This is a genomic window from Microbacterium sp. 20-116, assembly GCF_041079415.1.
Lineage (GTDB): Bacteria > Actinomycetota > Actinomycetes > Actinomycetales > Microbacteriaceae > Microbacterium.
Genome location: NZ_JBFYGP010000004.1, coordinates 245878 through 270297, shown reverse-complemented (window position 1 = coordinate 270297; position 24420 = coordinate 245878). Strand labels below are relative to the sequence as shown.

The window sequence follows — 24420 nt, the reverse complement described above, 5'->3', positions numbered from 1 at the left end:
ATGAGCGCCCTCTTCACACCCCTGTCCATTCGCGGTACCGCGGTGCGCAACCGCCTCTGGGTCTCCCCGATGTGCCAGTACAGCGCGGTCGAGGGCGTCCCGAACGACTGGCACCACGTGCACCTCGCGCAGTTCGCGTCCGGCGGTGCCGGCATGGTGATCGCCGAGGCGACCGCCGTCTCGCCCGAGGGGCGCATCTCGCCCGAGGACACCGGCATCTGGACCGACGCGCAGGCCGAGGCGTGGGTTCCCATCGTCGCTGCGATCCGATCGCGCGGAGCCGTCGCCGGCGTGCAGCTCGGCCACGCGGGTCGAAAGGCCTCGACCACCTCTCCCCTCACCGGCGGCCGCGGCACGATCGCTCCCTCCGACGGCGGCTGGACCACCGTCGCTCCCTCGGCGCTGGCCTACGACACCTTCGCCGCCCCCGTCGCCCTCGACCCCGCGGGGATCGAGAAGGTCGTCGCCGACTTCGCCGACGCCACCCGCCGGGCCGTTCGGGCCGGCTTTCAGGTCGTGGAGATCCACGCCGCCCACGGCTATCTGCTGCATCAGTTCCTCTCGCCCCTCACGAACCACCGCGACGACGAGTACGGCGGATCGTTCGAGAACCGCGTGCGCCTGCTGGTCCGGGTGACCGAGGCCGTTCGCGGCGCCGCGGGGGACGCCGCCGTGTTCGTGCGCTTCTCGGCGACGGACGCCGCCGAGGGCGGCTGGGACGTCGCCGACACCGTGGCCGCCGCGCGCCTCGTCGCCGATGCGGGCGCCGACCTCATCGACGTGTCCAGCGGCGGCCTCGTCCCCGAGCAGCGCATCGTCCCCGGGCCCGGGTACCAGGTCGACTACGCCGAGACCGTGCGCCGTGAGACGGGCCTGCTCGTCAGCGCGGTCGGCATGATCGACGACCCCACCTTCGGCGAGCAGATCCTCGTCGACTCTCGCGCCGACGCCATCATGTCGGGCCGCGAGTGGCTCCGCGACCCGCACTACGCGCTGCGCGCCGCCGTGGCTCTGGGTGCGGACTCCCCCGCCCCCGCGCAGTACCTCCGCGCCTACTGAGCACCGCCCCGATCCAGGTCACGTGATCTCGCGCCGTACCGCCCGCTTCAGGGGCCGGATCACGTGATCTCGCCCACAGCACGCGCCACGACGGGTGCCGAGGGCCAGGTCACGTGGACTCGCCCACAGCACGCGCCACGACGGGTGCCGAGGGCCAGGTCACGTGGACTCGCGCACCGCCTCGCCACGACGGGTGCCGAGGGCCAGGTCACGTGATCTCGCCCACAGCACGCGCCACGACGGGCGCCGTGGGCAAGGTCACGTGATCTCGCGCCGCACCGGCCGCTCGCACCCGCGCGACCTCACACGAAGACACCGGATGCCACGGAGCCCAGGCCCCGTGGCATCCGGTGCGGTGTGTTCAGGCGAAGCGGCGACGCTCCGTGGCGTCCTGCACCTCGCCGACGAGCTCCTCGATGACGTCCTCGAGGAAGAGCACGGCCTTGACATCGCCGCTGTCGTCGCGCACCTGTGCGAGGTGGCGGCCGGAGCGGCGCATCAGGGCGAGGGCGTCCTCGAGGTCGGTGGTCTCGAGCATCGACACCATGTGGTGCACGCGCTTGCTCGGGATGGGGCGAGCCATATCGGCATCCGATCCCTCCGCCGCCCGCAGGACGTCCTTGAGGTGCACGTAGCCGGTGGGGTGTCCGCTCTGGTCGACGATCACGTAGCGCGAGTAGCCGTGCTGGGCGACGGCCCGCTCGATCTCGGCCGGCGTGGTCGTCTCGGGCAGCGTCACCAGGGCGCTCACCGGCACCGCGATGTCGGCCGCCTTCTTCTCGGTGAACTCCACCACCGCGGTGACCGTCCCGGCCGAGTCGTCGAGGACTCCCTCGCGGCGCGACTGCGTCACGATCGTGGCGACCTCGTCGAGCGTGTAGGTCGAGGCGGCCTCGTCCTTCGGCTCGACGCGGAACAGTCGAAGCACGTGGTTGGCCGTCCAGTTGAGCGCCACGATGATCGGGTGGAATGCCTTCGAGACGGCCACGAGAGGGGGCGCGAGCATGAGGACGGCCCGATCCGGCAGCGAGAAGGCGAGGTTCTTCGGCACCATCTCGCCGAACACGACGTGCAGGTACGACACCACCAGCAGGGCGACGACGAAGCCGACGACGTCGACTGCGGCCTCGGGGATGCCGGTCAGGCCCAGGGGGCCGGCCAACAGGTGGTGGATCGCGGGTTCCGAGACGTTCAGGATCAGCAGGGAGCAGATGGTGATGCCCAGCTGACAGGTCGCCAGCATGAGCGTCGCGTGCTCCATCGCGTACAGCGCGGTCTTGGCCGCGCGCGAACCGCGGTCCGCGTGCGGTTCGATCTGCGAGCGCCGTGCCGAGATGACGGCGAATTCGGCACCGACGAAGAAGGCATTGGCGGCCAGCAGGACCACCAGCCAGGCAATTCCGGCCCAGTCGCTCATCGCTGGTCACCGCCCTTCGCCGCCCGCACGAGTTCGTCGACGTCCTGCTCGACCGGCGTCGGGGTGAACTGCACGCGGTCCACGCGACGACCGTCCATGCGCTGCACGGTGAGCCGGCCGTCGTCGAGGTCGACGGTGTCGCCGACGACGGGGATGCGCTCGAGCGCCGCCATGATGTACCCGCCCACCGTGTCGTAGACCTCCCCCTCGGGCACGCGCACTCCGGCGCGATCGAGGGCCTCGTCGGGGCGCAGGTCGCCCGGGAAGGTGACGAAGGCGGCCGAGCGCACGACGCCGGCGCGCGAGCGGTCGTGCTCGTCGAGCACCTCGCCCACGATCTCCTCCACGAGGTCTTCGAGGGTGACGACCCCGGCCGTTCCGCCGTACTCGTCGATGACGATGGCCATCTGATAGCCCCGCGAGCGCAGCTCCGAGACGAGGGCGTCGAGGTGAACGGTCTCGGGCACGCGCAGCGGCTCGGTCGACAGGGCGGCCACGGGCACCTCACCGCGTCTCTCGCGCGGTACCCCGATGGCGGCCTTGAGGTGGACGACGCCGACGATGTCGTCCATCGACTCGCCGTACACCGGGAAGCGGCTGTGACCCGTGCGGCGGGCGAGCTGCACCACGTCGTCGGCGGGGTCGCCCGCGGCGAGCGCGTGCACGCTCGGGCGCGGGGTCATGACGTCGGCGGCGCTGAGCCGCGCGAAGGTGAGGCTGCGATCGAGGAGCGATGCCGTGTCCTTCTCGAGCATGCCCGCGCTGGCAGACCGCTTGACGAGGCTCGACAGCTCTTCGGCCGAGCGCGCTCCCGACAGCTCCTCCTTGGGCTCGACGCCCATGGCCCGCAGCACGCCGTTGGCGCTGCCGTTGAGCACGACGATGGCGGGCTTGAACACCGCGGTGAACGCGACCTGGAACGGCATGACGAGCTTGCCCGTCTGCCGCGGGATGGCCAGGGCGAAGTTCTTGGGGACGAGCTCGCCGAGGATCATCGACAGCACCGTCGCGAAGCCGACGCCGATGATCGCGGCGATCGACACCGTGAGCGCCTCGGGCAGCCCCCACGACTGGAACACCGGGCGCAGCAGGTTCGAGATCGCCGGCTCCATCGTGTATCCGGTGAGCAGGGTCGTCAGCGTGATGCCGAGCTGGGCGCTCGACAGGTGCGTCGACGTGATGCGCAGGGCGTCGATGGTCAGCGACAACCGGGTCTCCCCGGCGGCGCGACGCGATTCGAGGTCGGCGCGGTCGAGGTTGACGAGGGCGAACTCGCTCGCGACGAAGAGTCCGGTCCCCACGGTGAGCACGAGCCCCACAACCAGCATGACGTAATCCATCAGGCATCACCCCCGCTCGATCGCTCGGCGGAAGAGGGTCGTTGGGGCCTGGGTCTACAACTGGGAGGGTCGTCCATCGTGCGGACGATTCTATTGCAGCCCCGGCCCCTCGGCATCCGTATCGTGCACCTTCCTGCGCACTGGGGAGGATGGGCGAATGGATGCCGACACCCCGGCGCAGCAGCGCGCCGCCTCCGCGGAGCACTCCGTGCTCGAGCGCTACCTCCGCCGCTACGGGCCCGTCGCGTGGGCGCACGCCTCGCTCGGCGGTCGCGAGAACCCCCGGATGTGGCACTACTGGTGGCACGCGCACCTGCTCCACGTCCTCGCCGACGCCGAGACCCACCGGCCCGACGCGCGTCGACGCCTCCTCCTGCGCCGCGTGGGGCGCGGGGTGGCGCTGCGCACGATCGGCCGCTGGACCACGCCCTTCTACGACGACATCGCCTGGATGGGCCTGGCCCTCGCCCGCAGCGGACGGCATCCCCGTGCGCTGCGCAGGATCGCGCGCGTCCTCGACGATGCCGTGGACCCGGGCGTGGGCGCGCTCGCCTGGAGCGTCGACAGCGAGCTGTACAACGCCCCGGCAAACGCCCCGGGCGGCATGGTGCTGGCGGTCACCGGACGACGGACCGAGGCCGCCGGTCTGGCCGCGTGGATGGCATCCGTCCTCGACGATCCCGCCACCGGTCTCGTGCGCGACGGTATCGAACACGGGGTGACACGGCCCGAGCTGTGGACGTACAACCAGGGCGCCGTGATCGGTCTCGAACTGGTGCTCGGCGAGCCCGCCCTGGCCGACCCGGCCCACGAGGCGGGGTCGCACGTGGAACGCGCCCGGGCACTCGTGCGGGCGGTGGAGCGGTGGTGCTCCGCGGACGACGGCCTGTTCCCGGGTGCCGGAGGGGGCGACGGCGGACTGTTCGCCGGCATCCTGGCCCGCTATCTGGCCCAGGCCGCGCGGGATCTCGCGGAGCGAGGGGATGCCGAGGGCGACGCCCTCTCGCGCACGGCCCGGCGTCTTGTGCAACGCAACGCCGACGCCCTGTGGGAGGGGCGCCGTGACGGCCTCTTTCCGGCGGACCCGCGTCGACCCGCGCGGTCGGAGGGCGACGACCTGGACCTCTCGGTCCAGCTGGGCGCCTGGATCACGTTCGAGGCCGCGGCCGGCCTCGAACGCGTGGTCACCAGCTGACGGGCAGCGCCTTGCCCTCGTCGTAGCCCGCGGCAGACTGCAGACCGACACGCGCGCGCTCGTGGAACTCGGCGACGGTGGCCGCTCCGGCGTAGGTGAACGACGAGCGCACACCCGAGGTGATCATGTCGAGCAGGTCTTCGAGCCCCGGGCGCTGCGGGTCGAGGTAGATCCGCGACGACGAGATCCCCTCGGCGAAGAGCTCCTTGCGGGCGCGTTCGAAGGGGTCGAGACCGCCGAAGCGCCCCTGCACGGCCTTCGTCGAAGCCATGCCCCACGACTCCTTGTAGATCCGTCCGCCCGCGTCGGTGAGGAGCTCTCCGGGAGCCTCGATCGTCCCGGCGAACCACGAGCCGACCATGACGGATGCCGCGCCCGCGGCCAGCGCGAGCGCGACGTCGCGGGGATAACGCACCCCACCGTCGGCCCAGACGTGCGCGCCGACGCTGCGTGCCGCCTCGGCGGTCTCGAGCACAGCCGAGAACTGCGGCCGACCGACGGCGGTCATCATTCGGGTCGTGCACATCGCGCCCGGTCCCACGCCCACCTTGAGGATGGTCGCCCCCGCGTCCGTGAGGTCGGCCACGCCGTCGGCGGTCACCACGTTGCCGGCGGCGATGGGGATGCCGAGGTCGAGAGCGGCGACCGCGTCAAGCGCGCGGAGCATCTGCGCCTGGTGACCGTGGGCGGTGTCGACGACGAGGACGTCGACACCGGCATCGGCCAGAGCGCGCGCCTTGGTGGCGACGTCGCCGTTCACCCCGACCGCCGCGGCCACGATGAGACGACCCCGGGCGTCCACGCCCGGTCGGTAGACGGAGGCGCGGAGGGCGCTGCGCGCAGAGAGCGTTCCGACCAGACGGTCGCCGTCGACGACCGGCACGATGTCGACGCCCGCGGCCTCGATCCGCGCGAAGACCTCGCGGGGGTCGTGCACGTCGGCCGCGTCGACGGGCTCGGCGTCGCGGCGCGCGATGTCGCCGAGAGTCGCGTCGGGCAGGGCCGTGGCCAGGCGCCCGGCGGGCACGATGCCGCGCACGTCCGAGAGGGCGACCACGCCGTCCTCCCGCGCGGTGGCCACGACGATGCCCCGGCCGGGCACGGCGGGAAGGATGCGCCGCGCGTCGGCGACGGTGGCCTCGGGCGGAAGGATCAGCGGGGTGTCCCACGCCGTCGGCTGCGCCTTGACCCACGACACGGCCTCGACGAGGTCGTCGAGGGCCATGTCCTGGGGCAGGACGCCGAGGCCGCCGCGACGCGCCAGGGTCGCCGCGAGTCGCGTACCCGTGACCGAGTTCATGTTCGCCGACACCAACGGGATGGTGGCGCCGCTGCCGTCGGCGGGGGCGAGATCCACGTCGAGGCGGCTGCGCACCTCGGAATGGCGGGGGACGAGAAAGACGTCCGAGTACGTCAGGTCGACATCGGGCTGCGCGCCGGAGAACTCCATGGCATCCACCTCACCACATCAGGGCGAGGGAAAGACCCGAAGGACGTCCAGATTCCTCGGCTAGGCTGGCACCTACGCGGCACGGCGACGTTCGCGTATCCACAGGAATCTTCATCGAGGAAAGCAGGCGATCGACTGTGTCGAGCCAGGTGACGGGCGTCGGTACTTCGAGCGAGGGCGAGTTCGGCGCGAACGAGTGGCTCGTAGACGAACTCTACGAACAGTTCAAAGTCGACAAGCACTCCGTAGACAAGGCCTGGTGGCCGATCCTGGAGGCGTACCACCCGGTCGTCGACGGGTCTTCCGCCGCCGCTCCCCCGCCCTCCGCGCCGCAGGCGTCGACGGCGTCCGAGCCCAAGCCGGTGACGGCCCCCATCCCCGTGGTCGGACAGGCACCCGTCGCCCGCACCACGGCCAAGCCGGCCAAGCCGCAGCCAATTCCCGCTCAGGCTCCGAGCGCGGTTCCCTCCGCGGCCGCCGAGAGCACCGAAGAAGACCGTGTGACGGTCCTCAAGGGCATGCCGAAGGCCCTGGCATCCAACATGGATGACTCGCTCACGGTGCCCACCGCGACGAGCGTGCGCACGATCCCGGCGAAGCTGATGATCGACAATCGCATCGTCATCAACAACCACATGTCGCGCACGCGCGGCGGCAAGGTGAGCTTCACCCACCTCATCGGGTGGGCGCTGATCCAGGCGCTCAAGGAGTTCCCGAGCCAGAACGTCTACTACGCCGAGATCGACGGCAAGCCCTCGGTGGTCGCTCCCGCGCACGTCAACCTGGGCATCGCGATCGACATGCCCAAGCCCGACGGCTCGCGCGCGCTGCTCGTGCCGAGCATCAAGCGCGCCGACACGATGACGTTCGGCGAGTTCCTCGCCTCGTACGAAGACCTCGTCCGCCGCGCGCGCAACAACAAGCTGACGCCGGCCGACTTCCAGGGCACCACGGTCTCCCTCACCAACCCCGGCGGCATCGGCACGGTCCACTCGGTCCCGCGCCTCATGCGAGGACAGGGCGCCATCATCGGCGCCGGCGCACTCGACTACCCCGCCGAGTTCATGGGTGCGAGCGAGAAGACGCTGAACGAGCTGGCGATCGGCAAGACGATCACGCTCACGAGCACCTACGACCACCGCGTCATCCAGGGTGCCGGCTCGGGCGAGTTCCTGAAGAAGGTGCACGAGCTGCTCATCGGGCAGCGCGGCTTCTACGACGACATCTTCGCCGCCCTGCGCATTCCCTACGCCCCCATCCACTGGGCGGCCGACATCAGCGTCGACATCTCGGAGCGCATCGACAAGAGCGCCCGCGTGCAGGAGCTCATCAACTCCTTCCGCGTGCGCGGCCACCTCATGGCCGACATCGACCCGCTCGAGTACGTGCAGCGCACGCACCCCGACCTCGAGATCGAATCGCACGGCCTCACGTTCTGGGACCTCGACCGCGAGTTCGTCACCGGCGGCCTCGGCAACAAGCGCGTCGCCAAGCTCCGCGACATCCTGGGCGTCCTTCGCGACTCCTACTGCCGCACCATGGGCGTCGAGTACATGCACATCCAGGACCCGGCCCAGCGCCAGTGGTTCCAGCGCAACGTCGAGGTCAAGTACACCAAGCCCGGCCACGACGAGCAGCTGCGCATCCTGTCGAAGCTGAACCAGGCCGAAGCGTTCGAGACGTTCCTGCAGACCAAGTACGTCGGCCAGAAGCGCTTCAGCCTCGAGGGCGGCGAGTCTCTCATCCCCCTGCTCGACCAGATCCTGCAGGGTGCGGCCTCGGCCGGCCTCGACGGCGCCGCGATCGGCATGGCCCACCGCGGTCGCCTGAACGTTCTCACCAACATCGCCGGCAAGACCTACGGCCACGTGTTCCGCGAGTTCGAGGGCGCCGTCGCGATCGGCAGTAAGCGCGGCTCCGGAGACGTGAAGTACCACCTCGGCACCGAGGGCACCTTCGTCGGCGACGCCGGCGACGAGCTCCCCGTGTACCTGGCGGCCAACCCCTCGCACCTCGAGACCGTCGACGGCGTGCTCGAGGGCATCGTCCGCGCCAAGCAGGATCGCAAGCCCATCGGCACGTTCTCGTGGCTGCCCATCCTCGTGCACGGCGACGCCGCGTTCGCGGGTCAGGGCGTCGTGGTCGAGACCCTGCAGATGTCGCAGCTGCGCGGCTACCGAACGGGCGGCACGATCCACGTCGTGGTCAACAACCAGGTGGGCTTCACCACCACGCCCACCGACGCCCGCACCTCGGTGTACGCCACCGATGTCGCGAAGGCCATCCAGGCGCCGATCCTGCACGTGAACGGCGACGACCCCGAGGCCGTCGTCCGCGCCGCGGAGCTCGCATTCATGTACCGCGAGGAGTTCCACCGCGACATCGTGATCGATCTCGTCTGCTACCGCCGCCGCGGTCACAACGAGGGCGACGACCCCTCGATGACCCAGCCCCTGATGACGAACCTCATCGAGGCCAAGCGCTCGGTCCGCCGTCTCTACACGGAGTCGCTCGTCGGTCGCGGTGACATCACCGAAGACGAGTACGAGCAGGCGAAGCAGGACTTCCAGAACCGCCTCGAGGTCGCCTTCGCCGATACGCACGAGGCCGAGACCGGCACGAACCCCGTCGTCACCATGGACGCGGCGGAAGAACCGGCCGTCGGCGCGCCCGAGACCACCGGCGTCTCGCGCGAGGTCGTCCAGCACATCGGTGACGCGTTCGTGAACAAGCCCGACGGCTTCACGGTGCACACCAAGCTCCAGCAGCTGCTCGAGAAGCGCCACGACATGAGCCGCAACGGCAACATCGACTGGGCCTTCGGTGAGCTGCTCGCCTTCGGCTCGGTGCTGATGGAAGGCACCCCGGTGCGTCTCGCCGGTCAGGACTCGCGCCGCGGCACCTTCGTGCAGCGTCACTCGGTGCTGCACGACCGCGACAACGGTCAGGAATGGCTGCCGCTTGCGAACCTCAGCGAGAACCAGGGGCGCTTCTGGGTCTACGACTCCCTGCTGAGCGAGTACGCCGCCATGGCGTTCGAGTACGGCTACTCGGTCGAGCGCTCCGATGCACTCGTGCTGTGGGAGGCGCAGTTCGGCGACTTCGCCAACGGCGCCCAGTCGGTCATCGATGAGTTCATCTCGTCGGCCGACCAGAAGTGGGCGCAGCAGTCGAGCGTCGTGCTGCTGCTGCCCCACGGCTACGAGGGTCAGGGACCCGACCACTCCTCGGCCCGCATCGAGCGCTACCTGCAGATGTGCGCGCAGGACAACATGATCGTCGCCCGCCCCTCGACGCCCGCGTCGTACTTCCACCTGTTGCGCCGTCAGGCCTACCAGCGCCCCCGTCGCCCCCTCGTGGTCTTCACCCCGAAGGCGATGCTGCGTCTGCGCGGCGCGACGAGCCCCGTCGAGGACTTCCTCGAGGGTCGCTTCGAGCCGGTGCTCGACGACAACCGCGGTGTCGACAAGAACGCCGTCACGCGCGTCCTGCTGCACGCCGGAAAGATCCACTGGGACCTGCGCGCCGAGCTCGACAAGAACCCCAACCCCGAGATCGCCCTCGTGCGCCTCGAGCAGTACTACCCCGCACCGATCGAGGAACTGACCAGCGTGCTGGCGCAGTATCCGAACGCCGAGCTGGTGTGGGTTCAGGACGAGCCCGAGAACCAGGGTGCGTGGCCGTTCATCGCGCTCGAGGTCGCAGACCAGCTTGGTGGCCGCTCGATCCGTCGCATCTCGCGCGCGGCTGCGGCGTCGACCGCGACCGGTTCGCCGAAGGTGCACGCGAGCGAGCACGCCACGATCATGAAAGAAGCGCTCGCGCGCTGATATCGAAACACTGCGGGGCCCGATCGACATCCGTGTCGCTCGGGCCTCTCGTGTCTCACCCCCGGCTCGGGCGTACCGCCGGTCGGGGGTGAACTGAAGACCGTTCCAGAGGGCACGGATACGCGATGCGATCAGCCGCGCGCGGATCTCGAGGTCGCGCACCTCGGGGTCAGGACCCCGCCCGCGGGCTCAGGATGCCGGCGCAGCCAGCCCCAGCGTCGGGGCGAGGGCGGGAATGGCCCACGCCAGGCTGCCGTCCAGCGCTTCGCCCGTGTGTCCGGCCCCCTCGACGATGTGCGTCAGGACGGTGAATCCCGCCGCCGCCGCCGCCTTCGAGTTCGCGAGCTGTCCCGGCCCGTAGGTCTTGTCTTCGCTCCCCCACGTGAAGATGGCGGTATGGCCGGCGTACGAGCCGGGCGCCGCCGCCGCCATGATCACCGCGGGCTTGTTGGCCTGGAAGGCACCCGCGTTCCCGTTGTAGACGTCTTTCACGGTCTGGTCGACGTGCTCCGACCCGGGGAACTCGTTGCCCATCACGTCGAGCATCTGCCCCCAGGTGTCGGGGTACTTCGCCCCGTAGTACGCCGCGCACGAACCGCCGTTCGAGAACCCGCCGATGACCCAGTATCGGTGGTCCTTGATGATGTTGAGGTTGTTCTGGGCCCACTGCGGCACGAGCTGGTTGATGTACGTCGCGACGGCGCCGTACTTGCTGGAGTCGACGCACGTGGGGTCGCGGTCCGGAGCGGTCAGCTGATCGACGACGATCGCAATCGGCGCGAGACCCTTGTTCTTCGCGGCGAAGGCGTCGAGCGCCTTGGCCAATGCCGTCGGGTCGGGCGACCCGGGCTGGCCCATCATGAACACCAGCAGCGGGAGAGCCGGGGGGTTGGCGACCTGCGCCGCCGGCGGAAGATAGAGCGAGGCATCGCGCGCGGCGTACTGTCCGGTGGGGATCTTCGTGCTCCCCGTGAGAGCACTGACCGACCCCTTGGCGGGCATATCCGCCGGAGGCTCCCACGTCTGGTACAGCGTGGCGGGATCCCCCACCACCGCGTCCTGCGGAGGAAGCGAAGCGGGGTCGAGGGCCTGCACCCCGAGGATCGCGGCGAGATTGTGCGTGACGCCGTAGGAGGTGTTCACCCCCAGGATGCCGGCGAGGAGCGAGGCGATGACGGTGACGACGCCGAAGACACGACGCGGCCACGGAGCACGGAAGATCCCGACGACGCCGACGGCGACTGCGGCCACCGCTCCCGACGCCCACCAGATCGCAGCCCCCGGAAGCGGCCCCTGGAAGGTGTCCATCGCCTCGAGGATCTTCGCCGTGACGAACATGACCACCCCGACGGCGGCACCGATCACGAGGGTGCCGATGACTCGACGAGGACGCCAGACGACCACGGCCACCAGGCCCAGGACGGCGACGATGGCGCTGATGAGCAACAGGGGGCTGTCGATCAGCTCGAACGAAAGAATGAACTTGTTCACCGACGGCCCTCCCAGGCGGTTCGAGCGAGTGCCACCATCTCTCGGCGTGAGGCATCGGGCAGGTACGCACGCCCCACCGCGGCGCCGATCGCGGGGAGCTCGAGGGGATCGCGGTACGCCAGCGCCAGGGGCCGGTAACGCGGCCGGAACTTCCCCTTGAAGCGGAACAGCGAGGCGAACCCATAGGCGGGTTCGAGCACCTCGGCGAGCCAGCGAAGCAGCGCACGCAGGGGGGCCGGGTCACCGTCGACGGCTTCGTCGGGGTCGTCGGCGAGAGGGGCTCCCGACAGGCTGAGGACCGTCGCGCCCTCTTCCTGCAGCGCCAGCGCGGCCTTGGCGATGAGGAACTCCATCATGCCGTTCGGCCCATCGGTACGCCGTCGCATGAAGTCGAGCGTCCACCCCGTGATCTCGCCCGCCGTCCAGGAGGGCATCCAGCTCGTGACCGCCTCGATCCGCTCGTCCGGGCCTACCGCGAGCAGCAGACGGACATCGCGGTCGCGCAGCTCGTCGAGAGAGCCCAGGGTGAATCCCATCTCGGGGAGGGCTCGGTCGGCGACCCACTCCTCGTCGATCGCGACGACCTGCGAGGCCTGACCGACACTCAGCTCGTGCCACCGCGACCAGACGGCGGTGTACCCCTCGCGTTCGGCGCGGGTGAGAGGCTGGCGCACCTTCTGCCAGGACTTGCCGGCGAAAGTGAGGCCGGGCAGGTCCATCACCGTCTCGACCCCGACCGGAACGTGCCTCCAGCCGAGGGCGACCAGGGCCTCGAGGGTGTCCCCGTGGACGCTGTAGAACGCCGGCGTCCAGCCGTGCTCGACGCAGTAGTCCGTGAACCCCTGCAACGCCTCGGCACGCCGGCCCTCGGGGACGAGGGGATCGCCGACGGCCAGGGCCACGTCCCCGCTCAGCCGGTACGCGACCGCGCACTCGCGGTCATCGGAGTACCAGTGGAGGTTGCCGGCCCAGGTGCCCAGGAAGCCGAGGGTGTCGCTCCCCCGTCGCAGCAGGTCGCGGTAGTGACCGTCGTCGACGGTCGCGGGGCGGCGCGAGCGGCGGTAGAGCCACAGGATCGCGGCGACCACGATCGCCCAGAACAGCACGCCGATCCACTGGTAGGCGAACAGAGCCGGTCCGCTGTGCGGGAACGCCGTCGAGCCGCCCGGGTGGGTGAAGGCGGGAGGGAGGAAACGGCGCAGCGTCAGACCGAGCAGATCGAAGATCGACACGTCGCGGTCGAAAGCGCGATGACCGATGGCCTCGACGACGAACAGCGTCGTCGCGCAGGCGAGGAAGGCGAGCGAGACCACGGCTGCGACGACCCGCGCCGCGCGACGGGTCGCACGCACCGAGAACCGGGCACGCACGACGGCGAGCGCCGCGGCGAGCGCGAGAGGGATGATGATCGTCGCGATCGCCCACAGCACGTACTCCGCCCCGCTGCCGTCGACCCAGGGGTCGATCCGCAGGCGCCCGTCGAGAAGAGAGACGACGGGGAGGACCGCGGATGCCACGAGGACGAACTCCGCGACGATCCACGCCGAGCGTCGTCCCTGCCGGAGGCCCCACGCGGCCACCAGCAGCAGGACCAGGGGCACGATCGCGAGAAGGGCAGGGCCCGCTCCCCGGGTCATCAGGAGCGCGATCTGCTCGTCGCACACCGATGAGGCGACCTTGCCGCACTGGGACAGCAGCTCGTCGTCGTACTGCGTGTACGCGTCGACCACGAGCGAGAGAGGACCGCGGCCTCCGCCGCTGACGAGGGCGACGATCGGTCCGCTGCCCACGACCGCCACCAGCAGAGCCAGAAGGGTGCGCGTCTCGCGCGTCGAGCTGCGGTGCCACGAACGCCGCTCCCGGCCGCGCGCGAGGAGCGCACCGACGATCAGTCCGATGACCGCGGCCGAGAGCCGGTACCAGGAATCGGCGTCACCCGCGTAGAGCGCGAACAGGGCCAGGAGGGCGAAGCCCACCAGACGCAGACGACGACGCCACAGCGTCGGCGCGAAGGCCGACCCCGCCATGACGGCTCCGGCGATCGCGGTGGTCGGGTCGAGCACGGGCACTTCGGCGGCGACGACCGGGCGCAGGTCGGTGATGGTCCAGGCCGCCGCGTGCAGACCGATGCCCACGACCAGGCCGCTCAACCCGATGGCCACCAGGAAGACGCTCGTACGCCGTGATCCGACCAGACGCTCGACGTAGGCCAGAGCGGTCAGGGCGAGCAGCACCGACGAGAGGGCGTCGATCGTGGAGTCCGGGACCACCAGTGCGGTCACGAGCGTCCACCACCGGCCGCTTCCGAAGGTGGCCAGCGGCCCCGCTCCCCAGACGAGGGCGTCCTCGCCCCAGAGCGATCCCGTCGTCGCCGCCGCCGCGACGACCACCACGGACACGACGATCGCCACGGGGTTGTGCGACACGTAGCGGCGAAGCGCGACAGCGAGAGCCGTCAGGCGCGACGGTGAGCGTTCGGCGACCGGAGGAGCGACGGATTCGGACATCGGCGAAATCGTATTGCCAATTCCTATGAGAAGCCGTCAGTACCAGATGTCGAGCAGCGGGGTGACCTCGGGGGCGAAGACGCGGTCGAGGGATGCCAGGACGTCGGCGTCGCCGTGCACGAGACCCGCGAGCGCGAGCTCGGCCGAACGGACCCCGCCGAGAAGGAGCGAGCTGAGGGCACCGACGGTGAGCTCGACGTCGACCGGCCGGTCGCTCGCGGGCACGACCTCCGCCTCGCCGTCCGCCGTGATGCGCAGGTTCCACGTGCCCTCGGCGAAGCCGAGCGGGTCGGCGACGCGCAGGACCACGTCGAGACCGGCCGCGTACCGGCGCGAGGCCAGCGCCCCGGGGACGTCGAGGATGCGCAACCAGTGATGGTCGGTGAGCGTCGCCGTCACCGCGCGGCGGTCGGCGACCATCCACTGCACGGGAGGCACGGCCGGCTGCAGCCACGCCTTCACCCGACCGACGAGGTCGTGCTCGAGCGCGAACCGCCACAGGGCGGCCGAGGCCTCGCCGTCGACGGCGAAGATCGCGCGCACCTCGAGATCGTGTGCGGAGAAGTCGTCGCGCTCGTCGATCACGTAGACGAGGATCCCCGTCTCGTCACCGTCGGCGGTGCGGTACGAGACGGCGCGCACCTTCTCGCCGGACTTGTCGCCCGGCGCGAGACCGGCCACGCCACGCCACCGGCCATCCCACCCGGGGACGGACCCGGGACGCTGGAGGCGCACGCGCTCGTGCACAGCGCTCAGACGATCCGCCACCGCCTCACGCGGGACGAAGTCGAGACGCCCGGGGGACGACGGGCCGATCCAGCGGGCACGACCCGTGTCGACCTCGACATCCGAGGCCCACGCGGCGGGAGAGAACCCCCAGCGCCCGTAGATCGTGGCCTCGGTGACGGTGAGACCAGCGATGGCGAAGCCCGCCGCCGCTGCCGTGCGCAGCTCGCCGCCGATCATCGCGCGGGCGATACCCCGCCGGCGATGCGTCGCCGCGACCGTGACGGCGCTGATCGACCACAGCGGCGTCGTGCGCCCGGGCGACGTCGTGAGCTCCGACGCCCACGAGTCGATCGTGCCGACGGGCACCTCGGGCTCGACGCCCCGGCGGTCGTAGACCGCCGTGAGACGGCGGGTCCGCAGGGTCGTGCGCGCGTTCTCGGCCTCGTCGTCTGTCGACTCCCCGCCCAGGAAGCCCCGGGCCACCGCGCGCTGGAAGGGACGGAACCCCTCTCCCTCGGCATCCACACGCGCGTACTCCAAGCCGGAGGCGGCGAGGTCGGCGGCGGAGGTCTGGTCGAGGGGCAGCGTCAAGGTGTCGGTGGATGCCATGACCCCAGCCTAGGGATCACCTCCGACACCCGCCGGGCCGGCGCGGGTGCCGTCAGTGCGTCGCCTGAATGGCGCGAAGGCGCGAGAGCACCTGATCGCGGAGTTCGTCGGGAGCCGTCTCTTTGCACGCACGGGCGACCACCTCGGTCAGCGTGCGCGCCACGAGGGCCTCGTCCTGGCATCCGGGACAGTTCTCGAGGTGCTCGCGGATATCGGTGTGCTGGGTCTTACAGACCTCGTTGCGGAGGTATTCCTCGAGGTCGCGTCGCGCCTCGTCGCAGCCGCAGTCGCTCATTTCTTCTCTCCCGTCGCGGCCTGGATGCCGCGCTCCTTGGCGTAATCCGACAGCAGGTCGCGCAGCAGCCGCCGGCCGCGGTGCAGACGGCTCATGACCGTACCGATCGGGGTTTTCATGATGTCGGCGATCTCCTGGTAGGCGAAGCCCTCGACGTCGGCGAGGTACACCGCCATCCGGAAATCCTCGGGGATCGACTGCAGCGCGTCCTTGACGACGGATGCCGGCATGTGGTCGATCGCTTCGGCCTCGGCCGAACGGGCGCTGCTCGCGGTGGTCGACTCGGCTCCGCCGAGCTGCCAGTCCTCGAGGTCGTCGATCGCACTCTGGTACGGCTCGCGCTGCTTCTTTCGATACGTGTTGATGTACGTGTTCGTCAGGATGCGGTAGAGCCACGCCTTGAGGTTCGTGCCCTGCGTGAACGTGGCCCACGAGCCGAAGGCCTTCACGAAGGTCTCCTGCACGAGATCGGCCGCGTCGGCCGGATTGCGCGTCATGCGCATGGCTGCGGCGTACAGCTGATCCATGAAGGGCAGAGCCTGCTCTTCGAACTGTTCGCGGGGCTCCACCTGCGGGCCGGCGTCTGCGGTGTCGTTCATCGCGCGCCAGTCTACGTCGGGCATGTCGACGGCCACCGGGATGGCCTGCGGCAAGCGGTCGCGTTCGAGAAGTGCGGTCACGTGTCCTCCCCTTTCAGTAGGCTAGGAACCGATGTCTCCCCTCGGGTATTCCCCTTCCGCCGCCAGTCCCCGCGGTGAGTGGGACGCGCCCGTCTCCGACGGACCCGTGAATGCCACGGTCACCGTGCCCGGGTCCAAGTCGTTGACCAATCGAGAGCTGATCCTCGCTGCCATCGCGGACGGCCCCGGCACGTTGCACGGCCCCCTGCACTCCGACGACTCCGCACGCATGGTCGACGCGCTGCGCGTGCTCGGCGTCGGGATCGACGAGATCGACACCGGCTCCCCTTTCGGCCCCGACCTGCTGGTGACGCCCCCCTCCTCTTTCGCGGGCGACGGCACGATCGACTGCGGGCAGGCGGGAACCGTCATGCGGTTCATCGCTCCAGTGGCCGGCTTCGCCCGGGGCGACGTGCGCGTCACCGCCCATGAGAGCGCATTGCACCGCCCCATGGGGGCGATGATCCACGCCCTGCGCGACGTGGGCGTCGACATCGACGACGGCGGCCACTGGGCGCTCCCCTTCTCGGTCCGCGGGCACGGACACGTGCGAGGCGGCGAGGTCGAGATCGACGCGAGCCAGTCGAGCCAGTTCGTCTCGGGCCTTCTTCTCGCGGCCGCGCGTTTCGACGTCGGACTCCACCTCCGCCACGTCGGCTCGCGCCTGCCGAGCATCCCGCACATCGACATGACCGTCGAGGCCCTCGCCCACCGTGCCGTGCACGTCGAACGTCCCGCACCCGGCGAGTGGGTCGTGCCCGCGGGACCCGTGCGCGCGAAAGACGTGGCGATCGAACCCGACCTCTCCAACGCCTCCCCGTTCCTCGCCGCCGCGATGGTCACGGGCGGCTCGGTCACCGTCACGGGCTGGCCCCTGCACAGCACGCAGCCGGGTGCCCTCCTCGTCGACATCCTCGCCGAGATGGGAGCCCGCGTCAGTCGCCGCGGCGGAGCCCTCACCGTGGCCGCCGGCGATGACGGCATCCTGGGCGTCGAACTCGACCTGTCGGCGGCGGGCGAACTCGCCCCCACTCTCTTCGGCCTGGCCGCCTTCGCGGACGGGCCGACCACGCTGCACGGCATCGGCCACATCCGCGGCCACGAGACCGACCGCATCGCGGCCCTCGTCGGCAACCTGCGCTCGCTCGGCGGCGAGGCGCACGAGCTCGAAGACGGCATCCGCATCGTCCCGCGGCCGCTGACCGGCGGTGAGTGGAAAGCGCACCACGACCACCGCTTGGCCACCACCGGCGCCCTGATCGGGCTTCGCGTGCCCGGCGTGCGCATCGACGACATCGGTACGACCGCCAAGACGCTCCCCCAGTTCGCGGGCCTGTGGCAGAGCATGCTCGACGACTCGCGCCCGTGAACGGGGACTGACGCGTGAGCTGGCTCGACGATCCCGACGACGACGAAGACGACCTCCGGTACGACGAGTCGTCCATCCGGGTGCGTCCCAACCCGAAGGCGAACAGGCCCCGCACCAAGCGACGCCCCGCCCACGCCGACGCGCAGATCGCCCGTGTGCTCGGAGTCGACCGCGGCCGGTACACGGTGCTCGTCGACGAAGACGGCCCCGACGAGCGCCGGGTGCTGGCCACCCGCGCCCGCGAGCTCCGCAAGCAGCCCATCGTCAACGGCGACCGCGCCCGCGTCGTCGGCGACCTCTCGGGCGACGAGGGCACTCTCGGGCGCATCATCGGCCTCGAGGAGCGCACGTCTCTGCTGCGTCGGAGCGCCGACGACACCGACCAGGTCGAGCGCGTGATCGTCGCCAACGCCGATCAGATGCTCGTCGTGGTCGCCGCGGCCGACCCCGAGCCCCGCGCCCGTCTCGTCGACCGTTATCTGGTCGCGGCGTTGGATGCCGGCATCCGCCCCCTGCTCGTCGTCACCAAGACCGACCTGGCCGACCCGACCGAGTTCCTCGCGCACTTCGTCGGACTCGACCTGCGGGTGTTCACCAGCGCCCAGGGCGAGATGCCCCTTGACGAGATCGGCGAGGCGCTCGTCGGCCACTCGACCGTGTTCGTCGGGCACTCGGGCGTCGGTAAGTCGACCCTGGTCAACGCGCTCACCGGCTCGGAGCGCGCGATCGGGCACGTCAACACCGTCACCGGTCGCGGCCGCCACACCTCGTCGTCGGCGGTGTCGCTGCGCTACCGCGGCCGCGACGGCTCGGGCTGGGTCATCGACACCCCGGGCGTGCGATCTTTCGGGCTGGGCCACGTCGACCCCGCCCACGTGCTCGGCGCCTTCACGGATCTGGCCGAGGTCGCCGAGGAGTGCCCGCGCGGCTGCACCCACCTCCCCGATGCCCCCGACTGCGCGATCATCGAGGCGGTGGAGTCCGGACGCCTCGGACCCGGAGCCGCCGCCCGGCTCGACTCGCTGCAGCGGCTGCTGACGACGTTCCAGGGCATCGAGCGTTCTAGGCTGGAGGGGTGACGAATCTCGAAAAGGGCGATATCGCCCCCGACTTCACCCTCCTCGACCAGGACGAACACCCCGTCTCGCTGGGCGACTTCCGCGGCCGCCGCGTGATCCTCTACTTCTACCCCGCGGCCCAGACCCCGGGGTGCACCACCCAGGCCTGCGACTTCCGCGACAGCCTGGCCTCGCTGCAGGGGGCCGGCTACACGGTGCTCGGCATCTCGCGCGACCTGCCCGAGAAGCTGCGCGCCTTCCGCGACAGCGACGCGCTGACGTTCCCGCTCCTCAGCGACGCCGACCACGCCGTCCACGAGGCCTACGGCGCCTGGGGCGAGAAGCAGAACTACGGTAAGACGATCACCGGCGTGCTGCGGTCCACGTTCGTCGTCGACGAGGAGGGCAAGATCCTCGAGGCGATGTACAACGTCAAGGCCACCGGCCACGTGGCGCGTCTGCGCAAGAACCTGGGGCTGGCCGCAGCCTGACCTGCGACGACCACGACCCCGCCCCGCGACAGCGGTAGGCGGGGTCTTCTCGTGAGGGCGACGCGTCAGTCGTCGTCGCGGCGGCGCGGAGCCGCCGCGCGCACCGCCAGGGCGAGCAGCACCAGGCCGACGACAGCGGGGACCGCGATCAGCACGGCGATCCCGGGAGACGCCCACTCCCCCGTGACGGCGCCGATGGCCACCGACAGGATCAGCAGTTGCGTCACGATCCCGCCCGATCGGCCGGCGGAGACGTCGCGAGCGGTCGCGACGCCGAACGCGCCGACGATGGCCGCGCCGATCACGGTGAGCACGATGAGGGCGATCGAGCTGACCGCCGAGTCGGTGTCTCCGCCGATGAGGGCGACCGTCTGCCAGCCCGCGAGGGCCAGGATGCCGACACTCTCGAGCCCCAGGAGAGCTGCGGCCGCAAGACGAATCGGCATCAGGAAAGCCTCCCCGGCGGGCGCACCTGCGCCGTTACGATCTGGAAACCTACCGGTTACCTCTTGATCAGGCGGAATCGCTATGGGAGCATGGAACAAGCCGTGTGCTCCCACAGCGAAGTGGGGCGAGCAATCGCTCGCGTTCCCACCAGGGTACCGGACCCGAATCCCGGTGCCGAATCGACCAATTTTCTGTAACAAGGAGCACCCCCATGGATTGGCGCGACAAAGCAGCCTGCCTGACCGTCGACCCCGAGCTGTTCTTCCCGGTCGGCAACACCGGCCCCGCGGTCGACCAGATCGAGAAGGCCAAGTCGGTCTGTGCACGCTGCACCGTCACCGAGGTCTGCCTGCAGTACGCCCTCGAGTCCGGTCAGGACTCGGGCGTCTGGGGCGGTCTGAGCGAAGACGAGCGCCGCGCGCTCAAGCGCCGCGCTGCTCGCGCCCGCCGCGCCTCCTGACCACAGTCACGCGAAGAAGCCCGCCCCTCTCGGGGCGGGCTTCTTCGCGTTGTCGAGGTGGAGGGATCGGCGCGTCAGGCCGCGGAGCCGCCGATGTAGCGCAGCGGGATCTCGATCGTGACCTCGGTGCCGCTGCCCATCAACGTGTGCCAGTCGATCGTGCCACCGAGTTCGCCCTGGATGAGCGTGCGGACGATCTGCGTGCCGAGCCCCCGGCCGACCTGCCCCTCGGGCAGGCCGACGCCGGTGTCGCGCACGCTGACCTCGAGCATTTCGCCGCTGCGCTCGGCCGCGATCTCGACATCGCCCTCCTGCCCGGCGAGGCCGTGCTCGACGGCGTTGGTCACGAGCTCGGTGAGGGCCAGGGCGAGGGGCGTGGCGAACTGGCTGGGGAGCGTTCCGAACTTGCCCGTGGTCCGCGTGCGAGCGCGGGTGTTCGGGGCCGCGGCCACCTCGGCGACGAGCTTGAGCACGCGAGCGAAGACGTCGTCGAAATCGACGTTCTGCGCGAGACCCTCGGAGAGGGTGTCGTGCACCACCGCGATCGCCGAGACACGACGCATGGCCTGCGTGAGGGCATCGCGCGCCTCGTCGGAATGCGTGCGGCGCGCCTGGATGCGCAGCAGCGAGGCGACCGTCTGCAGGTTGTTCTTGACGCGGTGGTGGATCTCGCGAATCGTCGCGTCCTTGGTGATGAGCTCCTGCTCCTGGTGGCGGATCTCGGTGACATCGCGGCTGAGCACGATCGCGCCGATGCGCGTGCCGCGGTCGCGCAGCGGAATGGTGCGCAGTGACACCTGCACACCGCGCGCCTCCATGTCGGCTCGCCAGGGAGCGCGGCCGCTCACCACGACGGGGAGCGACTCGTCGACGTCCTGGCGCTTGGCGGGAAGGATCCGAGCGGTCACCTCGGCCAGCGACTCGCCCTCGAGCTCGTCGTCGAAGCCCATGCGGTTGAAGGCCGAGAGGGCGTTGGGGCTCGCGAAAGTGGTGATGCCGTCGACGTCGAGGCGGATGAGCCCGTCTGAGGCGCGGGGAGCACCGCGTCGCGGAGCGGTGGGAGCCGAGAGGTCGGGGAACTCGGCCGAGGCGATCATTCCGAACACGTCGTCCGCGCAGTCGTTGAACGTGATCTGCTGCCGCGACGGGGTGCGCGTCTCGCCGAGGTTGGTGTGGCGGGTCAGCACACCCACCGTCGTGACCGCGTACCCCTCGCGCGAGAGCTCGCGCACGATCGGTACCGCACGCACGCGAGTGGGCGTCTCTTCGAACCAGTCGGGGGATGCCGAGTCGACGATGCGACCGCTCTGGAAAGCCTCGCGCACCTGGGTACGCCACTGCGGACGCACGCGGTCGCCGACGATGTCGCGGTAGAACAGCGTCGCCGCTCCCCCGGGCCGCGTGTGGGCGACAGCGACGAAGGAGTCGTCGGGGGTGGGGACCCAGATGACGATGTCGGCGAACGCCAGGTCGGCCAGCAGCTGCCCGTCGCCCGCCAGCCGGTGCAGCCACTCGACGTCCGCCTCGCTGGAGCGGCCCTGGGCGTAGACGAGTTCACTGAGTGTCGACACCCCTCCACCCTACGGGGAGCCCTCGTCTCGGGCAGCCGTCGCGGGCTCGTTCCCGACGAGGGGTGAGGATCCGGGCGAATTTCGAGGCGACGGAAACAGGTCAGGGGGCTACCGCACAGACGATAAGTCCCCTGCCGTTGCGGGCATTCTGCCGGCCTCGGGACGACTGGCGGGGTGGCGGGTGACTTCTCCGCGTCCCCAGGACGGTGGACATAATGACCGCATGACGGAAAGGGACTCACCCAGAGGACGATTTGCGGCGCCGGACGCCGTCGCCGAAATACTCGGGATCACGCATGCAGACGTGCGATCTCTGATCCGCGAAGGACGACTCCGGGGTCTCCCGGTGGGGTCTCCCCCGCGGTGGCGGATCGACCTCGACAGCGTCGACGATTATCTCGACGAGCAGGCCGAACTCACGCGTCGCGCGGCCCTGTGGCAGCAGTCGCAAGCGGCCAGCTTCCCGGAGCTGCGGGGGCGCGGCGTGGTCCGTCACGACGACTGATCACCCGCTCCTCCCCGATCTCACCCCGCGGGCGAGTAATCCACAGCCACAGCGAATGCCCCACCGGGTGTGCGTGTCCACGCCTACTGTCGGCGTCATCCCCGCCCGCTGGACGCACGACCGACAGATTGAGGATCCATGCCCGAAGCAGCCCGGCGACCCGAGGACGCACGATGTGCGCCGCAGAACGCGTGCGACCTGAACGCCCTCGGGACGAATTCGTCCCCGGAGACTCCCTCGCCGGTCGAGGTGTTCGTCGGCAACATGGTGCGCGGCATCCTCGAGGTGGTCGCCGGCGTCCGAGACCCGGAGCAGCTGGCCCGGTGGATGTCGGAGGAGGTCTATCGAGCCCTGCTCACGCGCACGAGCCTGGCCACGCGAGCGCGCAGCGCTCGACGCGTGCAGGTGTACCGCGTCATGCACGAGATCCGAAGCGTGCGCCTGTTCTCCCCGCGAGACGGCGCGATCGAAGCCACGGTCGTCGTGTCGGGCCGCATGCGCACCCGAGCGGTGGCCCTGCGCCTCGAGTCCATCGAACGGCGATGGCGCATCACGGCGCTCAGCCTGCTGTGACGCGTGCGATCACGCTCCGGGCGCGTGTGTCAGGGGCGCCAGGACGCGAGGAAGTTCCCCAGGCGCTCGATCGCGTCGCTGATCACGCGGGCTTCGGGGAGCGTCACGATACGCACGTGGTCGGTCGCGGGCCAGTTGAAGCCCGACCCCTGCACGAGCAGCACGTGTTCGGCGAGCAGGAAGTCGCGCACGAACTTGCCGTCGTCGGGGATCTCGTACACCTCGGGGTCGAAGCGCGGGAACGCATACAGCGCACCGCGCGGCATGACGCACGAGACGCCGGGGATCGCCTCGAGGCCCTGCCACGCGGCATCCCGTTGCTCGTGAAGACGCCCCGTCGGGGCGATGAGCGCATCGATCGACTGCACGCCCGAGAGCGCCGCCTGGACGGCGAACTGCGCCGGCACGTTCGGGCAGAGCCGAGTGGATGCCAACAGGTTGATCCCGTGCAGGAAGCCCTGCGCGTGCTCCTTGGGGCCGGTGATCGCGAGCCAGCCGGAGCGGTATCCCGCCACCCGGTAGGTCTTGGACAGGCCGTTGAAGGTCAGGCAGAGCAGGTCGGGGGCGACCGTGGCCATGGGGATGTGCACCGCGTCGTCGAAGAGGATGCGGTCGTAGATCTCGTCGGCCAGCAGCAGCAGCGAGTGCTCGCGGGCGATGTCGGCGATGCCCTCGAGGATCTCGCGCGAGTACACCGCTCCCGTGGGGTTGTTCGGGTTGATCACGACGATCGCCTTGGTACGGGGGGTGACCTTCGAGCGGATGTCCTCAAGGTCGGGCTGCCACTCGCGCTGCTCGTCGCAGAGGTAGTGCACGGGGGTGCCGCCGCCGAGGCTCGTCATCGCCGTCCACAGCGGGTAGTCGGGGGCGGGGATGAGCACCTCGTCGCCCTCATCGAGCAGGGCCTGCATCGTCATCGTGATCAGCTCGGACACGCCGTTGCCGAGGAACACGTGGTCGGGGTCGAGGTGCGGGAAGTCGGGCTCCTGCTCGTAGCGCGAGACGACCGCGCGCCGAGCCGACAGGATGCCGCGGCTGTCGCTGTAGCCGTGAGCGTTGGGGACCGAGGCGATCATGTCGCGCACGATCTGGTGCGGCGCCTCGAATCCGAAGATCGCCGGGTTGCCCGTGTTGAGTTTGAGGATCGCGTGACCCTCGGCCTCCAGACGGTCGGCCTCGACGAGGGCCTCCCCGCGGATCTCGTACAGGACGTCCTTCAGCTTGGATGACTGGTCGAGGGGGCGCAGCGGGCTCATCGGTTCAGGATATCCCCGCCCGCATCCGGCCAATCGACACCGCGTGGCCCCCGCCGGGCGAGGGCTGCCCCAGGCGAGGCGGCGGAGA

20 protein-coding genes are annotated in these 24420 nt (G+C 70.3%); 9 read left to right on the top strand and 11 right to left on the bottom strand.

Annotated elements, in window-relative coordinates:
* A complete protein-coding gene (locus AB6V29_RS10430) occupies positions 1 to 1059 on the top strand; it encodes an NADH:flavin oxidoreductase/NADH oxidase (protein WP_369358489.1) in 1059 nt (352 codons plus the stop codon).
* 361 nt (positions 1060 to 1420) lie between these two features.
* On the opposite strand, the gene AB6V29_RS10425 is transcribed toward AB6V29_RS10430, so the two are convergent.
* Together AB6V29_RS10425 and AB6V29_RS10420 are read right to left on the bottom strand one after the other, a co-directional pair.
* Positions 1421 to 2476 carry a hemolysin family protein gene (locus AB6V29_RS10425; protein ID WP_210072064.1) on the bottom strand — a complete coding sequence of 352 codons (1056 nt, stop codon included), beginning with the start codon at positions 2474 to 2476 and terminating at the stop codon, positions 1421 to 1423.
* The gene (locus tag AB6V29_RS10420; protein ID WP_267786427.1) at positions 2473 to 3816 is read right to left on the bottom strand and encodes a hemolysin family protein; all 1344 of its coding nucleotides are present in this window, start codon (positions 3814 to 3816) and stop codon (positions 2473 to 2475) included. The genes AB6V29_RS10425 and AB6V29_RS10420 overlap by 4 nt, the downstream gene beginning before the upstream one ends.
* Before the next feature lie 157 nt (positions 3817 to 3973).
* Between AB6V29_RS10420 and AB6V29_RS10415 the strand changes: the two genes are divergently transcribed.
* Entirely contained in the window at positions 3974 to 5011 is a 1038-nt protein-coding gene (locus tag AB6V29_RS10415) for a hypothetical protein (protein ID WP_369358486.1), read from the top strand.
* Here AB6V29_RS10415 and AB6V29_RS10410 read toward each other — a convergent pair.
* Positions 5001 to 6461 carry a GuaB1 family IMP dehydrogenase-related protein gene (locus AB6V29_RS10410; protein WP_369358484.1) on the bottom strand — a complete coding sequence of 487 codons (1461 nt, stop codon included), beginning with the start codon at positions 6459 to 6461 and terminating at the stop codon, positions 5001 to 5003. The two genes, AB6V29_RS10415 and AB6V29_RS10410, sit on opposite strands and share 11 nt — an antisense overlap.
* 137 nt (positions 6462 to 6598) lie before the next feature.
* Here AB6V29_RS10410 and AB6V29_RS10405 point away from each other — a divergent pair, with 137 nt between their 5' ends.
* Positions 6599 to 10291: a multifunctional oxoglutarate decarboxylase/oxoglutarate dehydrogenase thiamine pyrophosphate-binding subunit/dihydrolipoyllysine-residue succinyltransferase subunit gene (locus AB6V29_RS10405; RefSeq protein WP_369358481.1), complete on the top strand. Its 3693-nt coding sequence runs from the start codon at positions 6599 to 6601 to the stop codon at positions 10289 to 10291.
* Between the two features lie 189 nt (positions 10292 to 10480).
* On the opposite strand, the gene AB6V29_RS10400 is transcribed toward AB6V29_RS10405, so the two are convergent.
* From AB6V29_RS10400 to AB6V29_RS10380, 5 genes are read right to left on the bottom strand one after another with little or no spacing between them, the layout of a single operon-like run.
* The gene (locus tag AB6V29_RS10400) at positions 10481 to 11782 is read right to left on the bottom strand and encodes an esterase family protein (RefSeq protein WP_267786421.1); all 1302 of its coding nucleotides are present in this window, start codon (positions 11780 to 11782) and stop codon (positions 10481 to 10483) included.
* A complete protein-coding gene (locus tag AB6V29_RS10395; protein ID WP_267786419.1) occupies positions 11779 to 14289 on the bottom strand; it encodes a bifunctional lysylphosphatidylglycerol flippase/synthetase MprF in 2511 nt (836 codons plus the stop codon). The genes AB6V29_RS10400 and AB6V29_RS10395 overlap by 4 nt, the downstream gene beginning before the upstream one ends.
* 36 nt (positions 14290 to 14325) lie before the next feature.
* Positions 14326 to 15627 (bottom strand): GNAT family N-acetyltransferase, encoded by a 1302-nt coding sequence (locus AB6V29_RS10390; protein WP_267786417.1) that lies wholly within the window; start codon positions 15625 to 15627, stop codon positions 14326 to 14328.
* A gap of 52 nt (positions 15628 to 15679) precedes the next feature.
* Positions 15680 to 15922, bottom strand: coding sequence for a zf-HC2 domain-containing protein (locus tag AB6V29_RS10385; RefSeq protein ID WP_210072072.1), 243 nt, complete (start codon positions 15920 to 15922; stop codon positions 15680 to 15682).
* Positions 15919 to 16521: a sigma-70 family RNA polymerase sigma factor gene (locus AB6V29_RS10380; protein WP_267789379.1), complete on the bottom strand. Its 603-nt coding sequence runs from the start codon at positions 16519 to 16521 to the stop codon at positions 15919 to 15921. The genes AB6V29_RS10385 and AB6V29_RS10380 overlap by 4 nt, the downstream gene beginning before the upstream one ends.
* A 112-nt stretch (positions 16522 to 16633) precedes the next feature.
* Between AB6V29_RS10380 and aroA the strand changes: the two genes are divergently transcribed.
* Genes aroA through bcp form a run of 3 tightly spaced genes read left to right on the top strand, consistent with a single transcriptional unit; the run spans position 16634 to position 19520 of the window.
* On the top strand, positions 16634 to 17971 hold the full coding sequence (gene aroA / locus AB6V29_RS10375; RefSeq protein ID WP_267786415.1) for a 3-phosphoshikimate 1-carboxyvinyltransferase: 1338 nt from the start codon (positions 16634 to 16636) through the stop codon (positions 17969 to 17971).
* Positions 17972 to 17985: 14 nt separating this feature from the next.
* Complete coding sequence (gene rsgA, locus AB6V29_RS10370; RefSeq protein WP_267786413.1) at positions 17986 to 19050, top strand: ribosome small subunit-dependent GTPase A; 1065 nt, start codon at positions 17986 to 17988, stop codon at positions 19048 to 19050.
* The gene (gene bcp, locus AB6V29_RS10365) at positions 19047 to 19520 is read left to right on the top strand and encodes a thioredoxin-dependent thiol peroxidase (RefSeq protein ID WP_210072075.1); all 474 of its coding nucleotides are present in this window, start codon (positions 19047 to 19049) and stop codon (positions 19518 to 19520) included. Before rsgA ends, bcp begins: the two co-directional genes overlap by 4 nt.
* Positions 19521 to 19585: 65 nt before the next feature.
* Here the strand turns inward: bcp and AB6V29_RS10360 are convergent, their stop codons facing one another.
* Positions 19586 to 19966 (bottom strand): histidine kinase, encoded by a 381-nt coding sequence (locus AB6V29_RS10360; RefSeq protein ID WP_267786410.1) that lies wholly within the window; start codon positions 19964 to 19966, stop codon positions 19586 to 19588.
* A gap of 212 nt (positions 19967 to 20178) precedes the next feature.
* On the opposite strand from AB6V29_RS10360, the gene AB6V29_RS10355 reads away from it, so the two are divergent.
* Positions 20179 to 20427, top strand: a complete 249-nt coding sequence (locus AB6V29_RS10355) for a WhiB family transcriptional regulator (protein ID WP_013583608.1) — start codon at positions 20179 to 20181, stop codon at positions 20425 to 20427.
* Positions 20428 to 20501: 74 nt separating this feature from the next.
* Here the strand turns inward: AB6V29_RS10355 and AB6V29_RS10350 are convergent, their stop codons facing one another.
* Positions 20502 to 21998: a sensor histidine kinase gene (locus tag AB6V29_RS10350; RefSeq protein WP_210072077.1), complete on the bottom strand. Its 1497-nt coding sequence runs from the start codon at positions 21996 to 21998 to the stop codon at positions 20502 to 20504.
* Between the two features lie 223 nt (positions 21999 to 22221).
* Between AB6V29_RS10350 and AB6V29_RS10345 the strand changes: the two genes are divergently transcribed.
* Both AB6V29_RS10345 and AB6V29_RS10340 read left to right on the top strand, forming a co-directional pair.
* Positions 22222 to 22503, top strand: coding sequence for a helix-turn-helix domain-containing protein (locus AB6V29_RS10345; RefSeq protein ID WP_369358473.1), 282 nt, complete (start codon positions 22222 to 22224; stop codon positions 22501 to 22503).
* Positions 22504 to 22641: 138 nt separating this feature from the next.
* Positions 22642 to 23076: an Rv3235 family protein gene (locus tag AB6V29_RS10340; protein ID WP_307315598.1), complete on the top strand. Its 435-nt coding sequence runs from the start codon at positions 22642 to 22644 to the stop codon at positions 23074 to 23076.
* 29 nt (positions 23077 to 23105) lie between these two features.
* On the opposite strand, the gene AB6V29_RS10335 is transcribed toward AB6V29_RS10340, so the two are convergent.
* A complete protein-coding gene (locus AB6V29_RS10335; RefSeq protein WP_324289882.1) occupies positions 23106 to 24332 on the bottom strand; it encodes a pyridoxal phosphate-dependent aminotransferase in 1227 nt (408 codons plus the stop codon).
* Positions 24333 to 24420: the final 88 nt, after the last annotated feature.

What these genes read in the sequence shown, in the direction of transcription:
- AB6V29_RS10360 (WP_267786410.1), bottom strand. Translation starts at nt 19,966, where the DNA reads ATGCCGATTCGTCTTGCGGCCGCAGCTCTCCTGGGGCTCGAGAGTGTC.
- AB6V29_RS10355 (WP_013583608.1), top strand. Translation starts at nt 20,179, where the DNA reads ATGGATTGGCGCGACAAAGCAGCCTGCCTGACCGTCGACCCCGAGCTG.
- AB6V29_RS10385 (WP_210072072.1), bottom strand. Translation starts at nt 15,922, where the DNA reads ATGAGCGACTGCGGCTGCGACGAGGCGCGACGCGACCTCGAGGAATAC.
- AB6V29_RS10395 (WP_267786419.1), bottom strand. Translation starts at nt 14,289, where the DNA reads ATGTCCGAATCCGTCGCTCCTCCGGTCGCCGAACGCTCACCGTCGCGC.
- AB6V29_RS10380 (WP_267789379.1), bottom strand. Translation starts at nt 16,521, where the DNA reads ATGAACGACACCGCAGACGCCGGCCCGCAGGTGGAGCCCCGCGAACAG.
- AB6V29_RS10390 (WP_267786417.1), bottom strand. Translation starts at nt 15,627, where the DNA reads ATGGCATCCACCGACACCTTGACGCTGCCCCTCGACCAGACCTCCGCC.
- AB6V29_RS10340 (WP_307315598.1), top strand. Translation starts at nt 22,642, where the DNA reads ATGCCCGAAGCAGCCCGGCGACCCGAGGACGCACGATGTGCGCCGCAG.
- AB6V29_RS10345 (WP_369358473.1), top strand. Translation starts at nt 22,222, where the DNA reads ATGACGGAAAGGGACTCACCCAGAGGACGATTTGCGGCGCCGGACGCC.
- AB6V29_RS10415 (WP_369358486.1), top strand. Translation starts at nt 3,974, where the DNA reads ATGGATGCCGACACCCCGGCGCAGCAGCGCGCCGCCTCCGCGGAGCAC.
- AB6V29_RS10335 (WP_324289882.1), bottom strand. Translation starts at nt 24,332, where the DNA reads ATGAGCCCGCTGCGCCCCCTCGACCAGTCATCCAAGCTGAAGGACGTC.
- AB6V29_RS10410 (WP_369358484.1), bottom strand. Translation starts at nt 6,461, where the DNA reads ATGGAGTTCTCCGGCGCGCAGCCCGATGTCGACCTGACGTACTCGGAC.
- AB6V29_RS10425 (WP_210072064.1), bottom strand. Translation starts at nt 2,476, where the DNA reads ATGAGCGACTGGGCCGGAATTGCCTGGCTGGTGGTCCTGCTGGCCGCC.
- aroA (WP_267786415.1), top strand. Translation starts at nt 16,634, where the DNA reads ATGTCTCCCCTCGGGTATTCCCCTTCCGCCGCCAGTCCCCGCGGTGAG.
- AB6V29_RS10430 (WP_369358489.1), top strand. Translation starts at nt 1, where the DNA reads ATGAGCGCCCTCTTCACACCCCTGTCCATTCGCGGTACCGCGGTGCGC.
- AB6V29_RS10420 (WP_267786427.1), bottom strand. Translation starts at nt 3,816, where the DNA reads ATGGATTACGTCATGCTGGTTGTGGGGCTCGTGCTCACCGTGGGGACC.